Consider the following 13,479-nt stretch of genomic DNA (forward strand, 5'->3'; position numbering starts at 1 on the left):
ATGACGTCGCGTCGGCGGGCCCGCCGCCCGAACGGGCGGCGGGCGCCGACCAGTTGCGCGCCGTGCCGGTCGCCTCCACGCAGCCGGGTTCATCGATGCAGAGCAGGTCGATGCGGCCGTAGCGGGCGGCGTCGGTCTTTGTCGAGCTGCTTCTCGTCGGCTTGATCCCCTCGCGGGAGGGAGGGCGCGGACGGTGGCCGCGTCGATGTTCGAGATCACGTCTGCTCGGGCCGGGACCGCGTGGAGCGCGACCGCTCAGACCAGGACCTCGGCGAGCAGGGCCGCCGTTGCGGCGAGGAGCGCCTCATCGGGCTCCTCGCCGGGCTCGGACCCCCGGGTGAGGCAGGCCAGGAGCAGCGGGGTGCCCTCGGGTGTCCAGGCGATCCCGACGTCGTGGCCGGTGCCGTAGGAGCCGCCGCCCGTGGTGTCCGCGAGCAGCCAGCCCGCGGGCAGCCCCGCGCGAAAGCGCGCGGCGCCCGCGGTGTGCTGCCGCATCCAGCCGGTGAGGAGGCAGGAGTCCGCCGTGCCGAGGGCGTCCCCGACCGTCAGATGGGCATAGGTGCGCGCGATCGCGTACGGGGTGGTGGTGTCCGTACGCCGGTCCGGCTCGGCCGAGTTGAGCTCCGGCTCCCAGCGGTCGAGGCGGGTCACCCGGTCCCCGACCGACCGGGCGAAGCGGGTGAGCGCCCCCGGCCCGCCGAGGTGCCGGAGCAGCAGATTCCCGGCGGTACGGTCCCCGTGCCGCACCGCCGCCTCGCACAGCGCGGCGAGGGACAGGCCCTGCCCGAGGTGCTCCGCGGCGCCGGTGACCGGGGAGTCCGGCAGCAGGTCGGCGCGGGAGTACCGGACCACTTCGGCGAGGGCGCGGGCGTCCGCGGGGCGGGTGGCGTCGGCCGGGCGGTCGGTGGTGCGGCGGGCCTCCGCACGGTCGGTGGCGCGGTGGTCCGTACGGTCGGTGGCGGGGGCGCTCTCCGGAGTGGCGGCGCGGTCGGTGGCGCGATCGTCCGTGCGGTTGGCCGGGTGGCCGGTGGCACGGTCGGCAGCACGGGCATCCGCGCGGTCGGTGGTGCGGGCGCTCTCCGGGATGGCGGCGCGGGCGCTGTCGCGGAGGAGTGCGGCGGCCGCGAGGGGGGTGAACAGGCCGGAGAGGGGGAAGAGTTCGCCGGCGCGGTAGCGCACGGTACGGCCGGTCGCCAGGTTCCGGCCGAATACTCCGAGGGTCGTCCCGTGGGCGCGTTCCAGGGCGCGCAGCCGGTCCACGGTGCCGCGCGGCGCCGCCTCCCCGGGGCTCGCGGTCTCCCTGCCCGGTGTGCCCTTGCCGGGTACGCCACCGCCGGCCCGGCCCGTGGCCGCGGCGGCCACCGCACAGGCGGTGCCGCTCATGGTCACCGCGGCCAGCGCCGCCGCCCCGGCACCGGCCGCGAGCACCGCGCGGCGCCCCGGCCCCGACCGCACCGCGAGGGTGTCGCCGCACCCGGACCCGGACCGGAGGCAGTCCAGCCGCCGGCCGGCGTGGGCCGCCTCGGGCTCCGGCTCACGGTCCGCGGTCAACTCCGCGTCCCGGTAAGGAGTTTCCGTCCAGCGCTCCGAATCGGCATCGGACGCCGTCCCTTGCTCGCGGCCCGGGCGGGTCCGCGGCCCTCGGCCCGCGCCCGGGTCGGAGTGGGAGTCCGGGTCCGGGTCCGGGTCCGAACCTCCATCCGGGTCCGGGTCCGAATCCCCGTCCCCGTCCCCGTCGGCGTCGGCGTCCCCGTCGGCGTCCCCGTCCCCGTCGGCGTCGGCATCGGCATCCGCGTCCGCTTCCCCTTCCGCGTCCGGAAGCGTTTCCGGAGCTGGGTCGGGTTCCGGCTCGGCGTCGGACGGTTCGGGCTGTGGCCGCTGCTGGTCCAGCGGTTTCGGCATGGCTCTCTCCCATGGTGCTCGCGGGCCCCACCCCGCGACGGCGCACCTCGTGTGCGGTCCCTGCCCAGGAAGACACCGCTGTACTGGCCACGGTTCCCGCACCTCGGTGGCGGGATCCGGCACCCGTCGCGGAGTCTCCGTACCGCGCCGCGAAGGCCGCCAACTCGACGAGGAATCACGCGAGTTCGGGAAGGCCCGGTCGCCCTCTCCGGACGTTCGGCTCCGCGGTCCGACCCGGTGGAATGCGCTTGCCCCGCCTGCGGGGGTGGCCATGATGGAGCCATGACGCAGCAGACGCCCCCGTTCCGCAGGCAGCCTCTTGCGGTTCCGCCGCCCTGGCGATGGATGGCGGTGCTCGGTGTGCTGGGGCTGGGCAGCGCGGGGGTCACGCTCCTGAGCCGTGAGGGTCCGGGGCGGTGGGTGGCGACGGCCGCCTCGGCTCTGTGCGGTCTGCTCGTCCTCCTGCTCGTGGTGCGGCAGCTGCGAGCCGGCGCCCAGTTCCGCCGGGCGGAGCATCTCGCCGCCCTCGACGATCTCGCCGCCGCGGACCGCGGAGTGGAGGCGGCCGTACGGCTGCGGCCTCCTCGGCAGTCCCAGGGCGGCTACCAAGGCGGCTACCAGGCGGGGTACCAGCAGGCCGCGTACCAGTGGGCCGCGCAGACCCCGCCGCCCGCGTATACGGTCCCGCAGCCCACCCGGGGTCAGCAGTCACCGCCGGAGTGGCAGAGCCCGCCGACCTGGCAGGGGCCACCGGCAGAGCCGTTCCCTCCGGCGGAGCGGCGGCGGGAACAGCCACCGCCCAAGGACCAGGTCCCGGAGGGGCGGGTACCGCCGGTCACCGAGCGGCCCGCGCCCAGCCAGCAGCAACAGCAACAGCAACAGCAACAGCAACAGCAACAGCAACAGCAACAGCAACAGCAACAGCAACAATGGCAACAGCAACAGCCCGGCCGACCGCGAGACGGCGGCTGGGGCCCCGCGCCGGACGTCGAGTCCCCGGTGCCCCCGCTCGCGGACACCGGCGGCTACGGCTATCCGGGGCCCTCGTCCTTCGACTACCCGCTGCTGCCCCCGCTGCCCCCGCCTCCGCCACCCGCCTACCAGCAGTCCGGGGACACCCAGGACTCCCTCCTGCTCGCCGCGCTCTGGGAGGCCACCCACACCCGGCTGCGGCTCTACCACGAGACCGCGCTGAAGCAGGCCAACAGGTCTTTCCGCAATGCCCAGTCGGCGATGGGGACGGGCTTCGCCCTGCTCGTCGTCTTCACGGTGCTCGCGGTGAAGGCGCCCACGAGCACGGCGAGCATCGTCTCCGGGGCGCTCGGGCTGACCTCGGCGGGTCTGGCGGGCTATGTGAGCCGTACGTTCATCCGCTCGCAGGAGATCGCGGCCGGGCATCTGCGGGCCTTCTTCTCGCAGCCGCTCGAGTTCTCGCGGTATCTGGCCGCAGAGCGGCTGATCGCCGATGCCGAGCTGACGAGCGAGCAGCGCGCCGGGATCCTCGGGGATCTGGTGCGCGGGATGGTCTCGCCCCAAGTCGGCGACGCGCAGGGCCAGTCGGGGGCTCAGGGGTTTCCGGGAGCCCAGGGGTCCCCCGGCGGGCAGGGCGGCACCTGATGACCGCCGGGCCGGGCGGGGCGCGGGCTCAGGGCCGGCGTGGCGATGCGCCCACCCGCCCCGGAGTCAGCCGGGGGCGGATGAGCGCCTGGTTGCGAGCCGGTCAGGCTCAGCGTGCCGAGCCCGTCCGGGCGAAAGCCCATTCGTCGTCGAACAACACCGAATCCCCTCCGTATTCTGTCTTTCTGTTTCCCCATCACGCCGACGGCTCGGCGCGAACTCACACCACCCGACGGTACGCCGGAATCAATCGTCCGGCACAGCGGCGAAGTGACTTCTTGGTGGATTCCATACGCCCCGGCGCACCGAATGGCCGATTTGTTTCACAGGTCACGTACGTACGCACCTCGGCGCCTCGATCACGCGATGAACGGAAAGCACCGGGCCGCCGATCCGGTTTTTTTCACTGACCGGTCAGTAACCCGAGGGGGCGTACCCGGACGGGGGCCCGAGACCCCGAGGACGCGACCCGCACCTGCCCGGCCACCGCTCGGCCGTCCTCGGCCGTCCGCTCAACACCCGCTCCGAACTGGGCAGAAGACCCGAGCCGACGACACCCCCGGGAGCCCGCCCCGCACCCCGTCCGCACACCGGCGTCCCGAGGCGACCGGGCATCGCCCCTCTCCCCCCGCCTGTCCCCTTCCTGTCCACTTCCGGACAATCAGCGGCGGAAAACGCTTGCCCGATCGCTTCGGCCTTACGGTATCCACGGCGTGAAATCACTCCCCGTACGGCTTGTTCGCATCGGCGCGGGGAGTAATTCACCTGCGCCCCCGCCGAGTCGGCGCCGGAAGAGTGCGCGCGCAGGAGACGTCCGTACCTCCGCTGCGTAAATTCGTTGTTTCACCGAGTCGGCACAGAAGTCCGCGTTCGGTGGCCGCCGTATTGCGAGGACGTCACCGCGGAGTCCGGGCCGGCCCGGTCGGCGGGGCCGGAGCGGGCGGTGCGGGTGCCGGCCCACCCGCCGTTCACCCGCCGCGGATACCCTGTGCCGGTTCCGTCGCGCGCGGCCCCGTACGACCGGCTTGTGTCCGGCCGCGCCGTGCGGAGCGCCAGTGCGCGGAGATCGCGGCACGGAAACGGGGGAGAACGTGACGCTGCAGGAGGGCGACCCGCGCACGGTGGGCGGGTACCGGCTGGACGGCAGGCTCGGCGCGGGCGGGATGGGCGTGGTCTACCGCGCGCGTTCGCTGTCCGGCCGGCAGGTCGCCGTGAAGGTCATCCGGCCGGAACTGGCCGAGGACGCCGGTTTCCGCGCCCGCTTCCGCCGGGAGGTGGAGGCGGCCCGGCAGGTCAGCGGGGCCTTCACCGCCCCGGTGGTGGACGCCGACGCGGAGGCCGCCGTCCCCTGGCTCGCCACCCTCTTCGTCCCCGGCCCCTCGCTCGCCCAACACGTCGCGGAGCAGGGGCCGTTGACCGTGCCCGAGGTGCGGCGTCTGGCGCTGGGGCTCGCCGAGGCGCTGCGCGACATCCACCGGGCCGGTCTCGTGCACCGCGATCTGAAGCCCGGCAATGTCCTGCTCGCCGGGGACGGGCCGCGGGTCATCGACTTCGGCATCGCCCGCGCCGCCGACGAGGCGCCGCTCACCAGCACCGGACTCGTCGTCGGCACCCCGCCGTTCATGGCCCCGGAGCAGTTCCGGCACGGCGCCTCGGGACCGGCGACCGATGTCTTCTCGCTCGGCTCGGTGCTCGTCTACGCGGCCACCGGGCACAGCCCCTTCGAGGGCGACAACGCGCACTCGGTCGGCTTCCGGGTGGTCTACGAGGAGCCGGAGCTGTCCGCCCTGCCCGCGACCCTGCGGCCCCTGATCGACTCCTGCCTGGCGAAGGAACCGGCCCAACGGGCCACCGTCGTGGGGCTGTTGAGCGCCCTGGCCGCCGAGGAGCCCGGCCCGCCCGGATCCCGGCAGGCCCCCGCCCGGCCCACCGGAGCCCCGGACCCGCGTACTCCGGCCCCGCGCACCCCGGCGCCACCCCTCGACGAGGCCGCACCGGTCCCGCCCCTCGGCGAGGCGGCGCCGGTCGCGGACCACCCCGTACCGCCCGCCGCCGAGCGCGCCGACGAGGACCCCGCGGACCGTACACCCGTCCCCGTACCGCCCCACCCGGCGACGGCACCGAGCCCCGCCGCCCCGGCCGCCGCCGCGCCACGCCCCTTGCGCCGCAAGGTCGTTGTGGCGACGGCGGCGGTGGTCGCCGTGGGGGCCGCGATCGGGCTCTCCGCGCTGGCCGAGCGGGACCGCGGCGAGGGCGGGGACGCCAAGCCCACCGGCGGAGCCGGTACCGCGGGCCCGACCCCGGCCGCCCTCAGCTGCCCCAGCGCCGGCAGCCGCTTCGCGACCAGCGGTTCCAGCCTGCAGGCCGACCTCTTCCAGCACTGGACCCAGGGGTACGCGAAGTCCTGCCCCGGCAGCGAGATCTCCTTCGAGCCGACCGGATCGGGCCAGGGCGTACGGGAGTTCGCGGAGGGCACGACCGAACTGGCCCTGACCGACGGCAGTCTGCGCCCGCAGGAGATCTCCGCCTCCGCCACCCGCTGCGCCGAGGGCAGCGGCGGGAAGAAGGGCAAGGCGGTCCAACTCCCCCTGGCCACCATGCCGGTGTCGGTGATCTACCACCTGAGCGGGGTGGACTCGCTGGTCCTGGACGCGAAGACGCTCGCCGGGATCTACCGGGGCGAGATCACCAAGTGGAACGACTCCCGGATCGCCGCGCTCAACCCCGGCGCGAAGCTGCCCGCCACCGCGGTGAAGCCCCTCTTCAAGTCCCTGGCGTCCGGCACCAATCTGACCTTCACCCAGTACCTCGCGAAGGCCGCCGCCTACGACTGGCCGGAGGCGCCGGACACCGAGATGGCCGCGGAGGCGGGCATCGGGAAGCAGACCTCCGAGGAGCTGGCCGAGGAGGTCGCCGGGACGGAGGGCTCCCTCTCCTACGTCGAGCGGGGGCAGGAGGGCGGAGCCGCGAAGGCCGCCCTGGACACCGGCGCGGCCGATCCGGTCGCGCTCACCCCGGAGTCCGCCGCCAAGACCGTGGCGGCGAGCCGGATCACCGGCGAGGGCGCCGACCTGGCCGTGGACCTCGACCACGGGACCAGCGCACCCGGCGCGTACCCGCTCGTGCAGCTCGGCTACGCGCTCGTCTGCGACCAGGGCAACGCCCCGGGGACGCTGCCCTCGCTGCGTTCCTTCCTCGCCTACACGACGGGCCGGGAAGGCCAGTCGGCGACGGCCGGGCTCGGCTTCGGACCACTGCCGCCGGAGCTGGCCGCCCAGGTGCGCAAGAAGGCCCAGGACCTGGGCTGAGCCGCCGCCCGCGGGCCGCGGCCCCGCCCCCGCGGGCGGCTCACAGCCCCCGCGCGACCTCCGTCGCCCAGTAGGTGAGGATCAGGTTCGCCCCGGCCCGCTTGATGCCGGTCAGCGTCTCCAGGATCGCCTTCTCCCGCTCGATCCAGCCGCGCTCGGCGGCGGCCTCGATCATCGCGTACTCACCGGAGATCTGGTACGCGGCCAGCGGCACGTCCACCTCGGCCGCGACCTTCGCCACGATGTCGAGGTAGGGGCCCGCGGGCTTGACCATCACCAGGTCCGCGCCCTCCTGGAGGTCGAGCGCCAACTCCCGCAGCGCCTCACGGGAGTTGGGGGCGTCCTGCTGGTAGGTCTTGCGGTCGCCGCGCAGCGAGGAGGCGACCGCCTCGCGGAAGGGGCCGTAGAAGGCCGAGGAGTACTTCACGGTGTAGGCGAGGATCGCCACGTCCTCGTGGTCGGTCTGGTCCAGGGCGTCGCGGACCACGCCGACCTGGCCGTCCATCATCCCGCTCGGGGCCACCACATGGGCGCCCGCGTCGGCCTGGACCTGCGCCATCTCCGCGTACCGCTCCAGGGTGGCGTCGTTGTCCACCCGGCCCTGCTCGTCCAGGACGCCGCAGTGGCCGTGGTCGGTGAACTCGTCCAGGCACAGGTCGGACATGATGATCAGCTCGTCGCCGACCTCCGCGCGCACCTGGCGCAGCGCGACCTGGAGGATGCCGTCCGGGTCGGTGCCCGCGGTGCCGAGCGGGTCCTTCCTGGACTCCTCGGGGACCCCGTAGAGCATGATCCCGCTGACCCCGGCCTCCAGCGCCTCCACCGCGGCCTTGCGCAGGCTGTCCAGGGTGTGCTGGACCACGCCGGGCATCGAGCCGACCGGTACCGGCTCGCCGGCGCCCTCGCGGACGAAGGCGGGCAGGATCAGGTCGGCCGGGTGCAACCGGGTCTCCGCGACCATCCGGCGCATCGCCGGGGTGGTGCGCAGGCGCCGCGGCCGGGCGCCGGGGAAGGAACCGTACTTCGTCGTCATCTGCTCCGCCTCGCCATTCCTCTACGACCGCCCCACGGGCCGTACCTCTTCACGCTACGCCCGCCCGCCGCCGGGCACGGACCGGGCCCCCGCCGTCCGCGCGGCCCCGGGCGGCACAAGGGCCCGGACGCTTCCCGCGTCCGGGCCCGCAGTGAGGTTTCCGCGCTCAGGTCGTCCGGCGCCGCCGGGAGCCGGGCCTGCGCTCGCTGGGCCGGGTCACCGGCTCGCCCGCGTCGAGGGCGGCCGCCCGGCGCTGGGCGCCGAACTCCGCGAGCGCCTCGGCGAGCTTGTGCACCGAGGGCTCGGGCGACATGACGTCCACCCGGAGGCCGTGCTCCTCCGCCGTCTTGGCGGTGGCCGGGCCGATACACGCGATCACGGTGACGTTGTGCGGCTTGCCCGCGATGCCGACCAGGTTGCGGACCGTGGAGGAGGAGGTGAAGAGCACCGCGTCGAAGCCGCCGCCCTTGATCGCCTCCCGGGTCTCGGCCGGCGGCGGCGAGGCGCGCACCGTGCGGTAGGCGGTGACGTCGTCGACCTCCCAGCCCAGCTCGATCAGACCGGCCACCAGGGTCTCGGTGGCGATGTCCGCGCGGGGCAGGAAGACCCGCTCGATCGGGTCGAAGACCGGGTCGTACGGCGGCCAGTCCTCCAGGAGTCCGGCGGCCGACTGCTCGCCGCTGGGCACCAGGTCGGGCTTGACGCCGAAGGAGACGAGGGCCTTCGCGGTCTGCTCGCCGACCGCGGCGACCTTGATCCCGGCGAAGGCGCGGGCGTCGAGCCCGTACTCCTCGAACTTCTCCCGGACCGCCTTCACGGCGTTGACCGAGGTGAAGGCGATCCACTCGTAGCGCCCGGTGACCAGGCCCTTGACCGCGCGCTCCATCTGCTGGGGGGTGCGCGGGGGTTCGACGGCGATGGTCGGCACCTCGTGCGGGACCGCGCCGTAGGAGACCAGCTGCTCGGAGAGCGAGGCGGCCTGCTCCTTGGTGCGCGGGACCAGGACCCGCCAGCCGAAGAGCGGCTTCGACTCGAACCAGGACAGCTGCTCGCGCTGGGCGGCCGCGCTGCGCTCGCCGACCACGGCTATCACCGGCCTGCCGCCCTCCGCCGAGGGCAGCACCTTGGCCTGCTTCAGGGTCTGGGCGAGGGTGCCGAGGGTGGCCGTCCAGGTGCGCTGGCGGGTGGTGGTGCCGCCGACCGTGACGGTCACCGGGGTGTCCGGCTTGCGCCCTGCGGAGACCAGTTCGCCCGCGGCGGCGGCCACCGAGTCCAGGGTGGCGGAGACGACGACGGTGCCGTCCGAGGCGCCCGTCTCCGTCCAGCACCGCTCGGAGGCGGTCCGCGCGTCGACGAACCGTACGTCCGCGCCCTGGGCGTCGCGCAGCGGCACACCCGCGTAGGCGGGGACGCCGACCGCGGAGGCGATGCCGGGCACCACCTCGAAGGGGATGCCCGCGGCGGAGCAGGCGAGCATCTCGCCGGCCGCGTAGGTGTCCAGGCCCGGATCGCCGGTCACCGCACGGACCACCCGCTTGCCGCCGCGCGCGGCCTCCATGACAAGATTGGCCGCGTCCCTCGGTGCAGGGGCCTCGCCTGCTGACGGACCGTCGACAAGCGTGAGCTGAGGCGTGTCCGTCGCCAGTTCGGTGGCCGTCACGTCCGCGCGAGCGTGGAGGCGTACCACGTCGAGCACTTCGGGCTCGGCGACCAGTACGTCCGCATGCGTCAGTGCGTCGACGGCGCGCAGGGTCAGCAGCCCTGGATCACCGGGGCCGGCACCGAGGAAGGTGACGTGCCCGGCGCCGGGGACTGCGGGTCGGTTCGAGGTGGTGGGGCTCAATGTGCTCGCTCCCCCATCAGACCGGCCGCGCCCTTGGCAAGCATCTCGGTGGCGAGTTCGCGACCGAGCGCCAGTGCCTGGTCGTGTGTCTCGGGCACGGGACCGGTGGTGGACAGCTGCACCAGCGTCGCGCCGTCGATCGAGCCGACGACGCCCCGCAGGCGCATTTCAGTGACAATCTGCCCGTCGCCCAACAGGTCGGCCAGGGCACCCACGGGTGCGCTGCAACCGGCCTCCAGGGCGGCGAGCAGGGACCGCTCGGCCGTCACCGCGACCCGCGTGTGCGGGTCGTCGAGTTCGGCCAGTTCGGCGGCGAGGGCGACGTTCGCGGCGGCGCACTCGATGGCCAGGGCTCCCTGGCCGGGGGCGGGCAAAACCGTTTCGGGAGCGAGGAGTTCGGTGACCTCCGCCGCTCGCCCGATCCGGTTGAGACCGGCGGCGGCGAGCACGACGGCGTCGAGCTCCCCGCTGTGGACGTAGCCGATGCGGGTGTCGATGTTCCCCCGGATCGGCACGGTCTCGATCATCAGCCCGTGCTCGCGCGCGTACGCGTTCAGCTGGGCCATCCGCCGGGGCGAGCCGGTGCCCACGCGGGCGCCGTGCGGCAGCTGCCCGAAGGCCAGGCCGTCCCGGGCGATCAGCACGTCGCGCGGGTCCTCGCGGCGCGGCACCGCGGCCAGCGCCAGGGACTCGGGCTGCGTGGTCGGCAGGTCCTTCAGGGAGTGCACCGCGAAGTCGATCTCCCCGCGCAGCAGGGCCTCGCGCAGGGCGGTGACGAACACCCCGGTGCCGCCGATCTGCGCCAGGTGCTCGCGGGAGGTGTCGCCGTAGGTGGTGATCTCCACCAGCTCGACGGGCCGTCCCGTCACCTGCCGTACGGCCTCGGCGACGTGCCCGGACTGGGCCATGGCGAGCTTGCTGCGCCTGGTCCCGAGCCTCAGTGCGTTCTGGGTCATGAGCGGCCTCGGTTCGTGGAGGGTTCGGTCCGGTCGGCCCCGCCCGCCCGCGAGACGGAGGCCACCGTCTCCGGGTCCAGGTCGAAGAGCGTGCGCAGGGCGTCGGCGTAACCGGCCCCGCCGGGTTCGGCGGCGAGCTGTTTGACCCGCACGGTGGGGGCGTGGAGGAGCTTGTCCACCACGCGTCGGACGGTCTGGGTGATCTCGCCGCGCTCCTTCTCGTCGAGACCGGGCAGCCGTCCTTCGAGGCGGGCGATCTCCCCGGAGACCACCCCGGCGGCCATGGTGCGCAGGGCGACCACGGTCGGGGTGATCACGGCGGCGCGCTGGGCGGCGCCGAAGGCGGTGACCTCGTCGGCGACGATCGCGCGCACCTGGTCGACGTCGGCGGCCATCGGGGCGTCCGCGCTGGCCTCGGCGAGCGACTCGATGTCGACCAGGCGGACCCCGTCGAGGCGGTGCGCGGCGGCGTCGATGTCCCGGGGCATCGCGAGGTCGAGCAGGGCGAGCGGCGCCTCGCGCCCGGCCAGCGCCGCCTCGATGTCCCGGCCGGTGAGCACCAGTCCGGTGGCCCCGGTGCAGGAGAGGGCGAGGTCGGCGCGGGCCAGCTCGGCCGGGACCCGCTCCATCGGCACCGCGCGGGCGCCGGCTCCCGCGGTGCCGCTGCCGGGCTCGGTGAGGATCCGGGCGAGCCGCTCGGCGCGCTCCAGGGTGCGGTTGGCGATGACGATCTCGCCCGCGCCCGCGCGCGCCAGGGTGGCCGCCGAGAGCGCGGACATCGAGCCCGCGCCGATCACCAGGACCCGCTTGCCCGCGGCCCATTCGGTCACCGGGCGGCCCTCGGCGAGCTGCCCGAGCCCGAAGGTGACCAGGGACTGCCCGGCCCGGTCGATTCCGGTCTCGCTGTGGGCGCGCTTGCCGACCCGGAGGGCCTGCTGGAAGAGGTCGTTGAGCAGCCGGCCCGCGGTGTGCAGGCTCTGCCCGGTGGCGAGCGCGTCCTTGATCTGGCCGAGGATCTGGCCCTCGCCGACCACCATCGAGTCCAGGCCGCAGGCCACCGAGAACAGGTGGTGCACGGCCCGGTCCTCGTAGTGCACGTAGAGGTACGGGGTCAGTTCCTCCAGGCCCACTCCGCTGTGCTGGGAGAGCAGGGTGGACAGCTCGGCGACGCCCGCGTGGAACTTGTCCACGTCCGCGTACAGCTCGACCCGGTTGCAGGTGGCGAGCACCGCGGCCTCGGCGGCGGGTTCGGCGGCCACCGTGTCGGTGAGCAGCTTGGCCTGGGCATCGGCGCCGAGGGCGGCCCGCTCCAGGACGCTGACCGGGGCGCTGCGGTGGCTGAGGCCGACGACGAGGAGACTCATGCCGGCATCACGGCGGGCAGGTCCCCGTCAGGTCCTTTGCGGTCGCTCTTGGTGGCGGGCGGCGGCGGCAGCCGGTCCTCGGCGGCCTCGCCCTCGCCGGCCTTGCGCTGCTCGTGGAAGGCGAGGATCTGCAGCTCGATGGAGAGGTCGACCTTGCGTACGTCGACGCCCTCGGGCACCGAGAGCACGGTCGGCGCGAAGTTGAGGATGGAGGTGATCCCGGCGGCGACCAGGCGGTCGCAGACCTGCTGGGCGGCGCCCGCCGGGGTCGCGATGACCCCGATGGAGACGCCGTTGTCGTCGATGATCCGCTCCAGCTCGTCGGTGTGCTGGACGGAGATCCCGGCCACCGGCTTGCCCGCCATCGCCGGGTCGGCGTCGATCAGCGCCGCCACCCGGAAGCCGCGGGAGGCGAACCCTCCGTAATTGGCCAGTGCCGCACCGAGGTTGCCGATGCCGACGATGACGACCGGCCAGTCCTGGGTGAGGCCCAGCTCGCGGGAGATCTGGTAGACGAGGTACTCGACGTCGTAGCCGACACCGCGGGTTCCGTACGAACCGAGGTAGGAGAAGTCCTTGCGCAGCTTGGCGGAGTTGACGCCCGCCGCGGCCGCGAGTTCCTCGGAGGAGACCGTGGGCACCGAGCGCTCGGACAGAGCGGTCAGGGCCCGCAGATACAGCGGAAGCCTGGCGACAGTGGCCTCGGGAATCCCTCGGCTACGGGTCGCCGGTCGGTGAGTTCGGCCAGTTGCCACGGTGCTCCTGCGGGTAGAGCGGGGCTGTAGGCGGTCGCACGTCCCGCGGCCGCCCCATCGACAGCAGGCTATGTCTTTGTGAACGCGTGCACAAAGATTGTGTCCGATTTGCCCGGGCAACGTGATAGGGCTCACGCGGCCCCGCCACCTGCCACGACAGCCGTGGCAACCGGCTCTTTCTCGCCCGTCGATGGGGGTCACGAACAGGACACGCTCCTCGCCGGTCCCCGTCCCCGGAGGCCCAACAGCCCCAGATGCTACGGGACTTGCGGGCTGTTTTCCGCCAGTGCGCAGACATCCGAACGGGCGCGACGGCGGCGCCCGCCGCGCTCAGGAGGTGAGCGCCCTGCGCAGCCGGTCCGGGTTCACTCGCCAGAAGTCGTGCTGGGCGCCGTCCACCAGCACGACCGGGATCTGCTCCCAGTACGTCCGGTACAACTCCTCGTCCTCGGTGATGTCCCGCTGCTCCCAGCTGCTGCCCAGCTCCGCGCAGACCGCCTCGACCACCCGCTGCGCGTCGTCGCAGAGGTGGCAGCCGGGCTTGCGGATCAGGGTCACGACCCGGTCCTCGGGCCGCTTCTTCTCGGTACGCCGGAACAGAGGGCTCATGCCTGCCATTCTCGCCCCACCGGACCCCTGCCCGGCCAACTGCGCACCCGGCGGTCCCGAGACCTCCGCGCGGGGCACGCGGATCACCCGCG

Annotated in this window: 9 protein-coding genes; 2 read left to right on the plus strand and 7 right to left on the minus strand. The window is 74.0% G+C overall.

From position 1 onward, the window contains the following. Positions 1-255: 255 nt before the first annotated feature. Positions 256-1,455, minus strand: coding sequence for a class A beta-lactamase (gene bla / locus MID12_RS12040; RefSeq protein ID WP_263166846.1), 1,200 nt, complete (start codon positions 1,453-1,455; stop codon positions 256-258). A gap of 729 nt (positions 1,456-2,184) precedes the next feature. Here bla and MID12_RS12045 point away from each other — a divergent pair. After that, entirely contained in the window at positions 2,185-3,519 is a 1,335-nt protein-coding gene (locus tag MID12_RS12045; RefSeq protein WP_263166848.1) for a hypothetical protein, read from the plus strand. Between the two features lie 1,091 nt (positions 3,520-4,610). Beyond that, on the plus strand, positions 4,611-6,827 hold the full coding sequence (locus MID12_RS12050; protein ID WP_263166850.1) for a serine/threonine-protein kinase: 2,217 nt from the start codon (positions 4,611-4,613) through the stop codon (positions 6,825-6,827). Between the two features lie 40 nt (positions 6,828-6,867). On the opposite strand, the gene hemB is transcribed toward MID12_RS12050, so the two are convergent. The 6 genes from hemB to MID12_RS12080 all read right to left on the minus strand — a co-directional run bounded on the left by hemB (position 6,868) and on the right by MID12_RS12080 (position 13,396). After that, the gene (gene hemB, locus MID12_RS12055; protein WP_040249822.1) at positions 6,868-7,860 is read right to left on the minus strand and encodes a porphobilinogen synthase; all 993 of its coding nucleotides are present in this window, start codon (positions 7,858-7,860) and stop codon (positions 6,868-6,870) included. Between the two features lie 166 nt (positions 7,861-8,026). Continuing rightward, positions 8,027-9,703 carry a uroporphyrinogen-III synthase gene (locus tag MID12_RS12060; RefSeq protein WP_040249824.1) on the minus strand — a complete coding sequence of 559 codons (1,677 nt, stop codon included), beginning with the start codon at positions 9,701-9,703 and terminating at the stop codon, positions 8,027-8,029. After that, positions 9,700-10,659 carry a hydroxymethylbilane synthase gene (hemC, locus tag MID12_RS12065; RefSeq protein ID WP_040249827.1) on the minus strand — a complete coding sequence of 320 codons (960 nt, stop codon included), beginning with the start codon at positions 10,657-10,659 and terminating at the stop codon, positions 9,700-9,702. The genes MID12_RS12060 and hemC overlap by 4 nt, the downstream gene beginning before the upstream one ends. Next, on the minus strand, positions 10,656-12,023 hold the full coding sequence (locus MID12_RS12070) for a glutamyl-tRNA reductase (protein WP_040249828.1): 1,368 nt from the start codon (positions 12,021-12,023) through the stop codon (positions 10,656-10,658). The genes hemC and MID12_RS12070 overlap by 4 nt, the downstream gene beginning before the upstream one ends. Continuing rightward, positions 12,020-12,778 carry a redox-sensing transcriptional repressor Rex gene (locus MID12_RS12075; protein ID WP_040249831.1) on the minus strand — a complete coding sequence of 253 codons (759 nt, stop codon included), beginning with the start codon at positions 12,776-12,778 and terminating at the stop codon, positions 12,020-12,022. The genes MID12_RS12070 and MID12_RS12075 overlap by 4 nt, the downstream gene beginning before the upstream one ends. A 330-nt stretch (positions 12,779-13,108) precedes the next feature. Then, positions 13,109-13,396, minus strand: a complete 288-nt coding sequence (locus MID12_RS12080; RefSeq protein ID WP_186095440.1) for a glutaredoxin family protein — start codon at positions 13,394-13,396, stop codon at positions 13,109-13,111. Positions 13,397-13,479 lie beyond the last annotated feature (83 nt).

The organism is Streptomyces sp. SCSIO ZS0520, from assembly GCF_025643355.1.
Classification (GTDB): domain Bacteria; phylum Actinomycetota; class Actinomycetes; order Streptomycetales; family Streptomycetaceae; genus Streptomyces; species Streptomyces physcomitrii.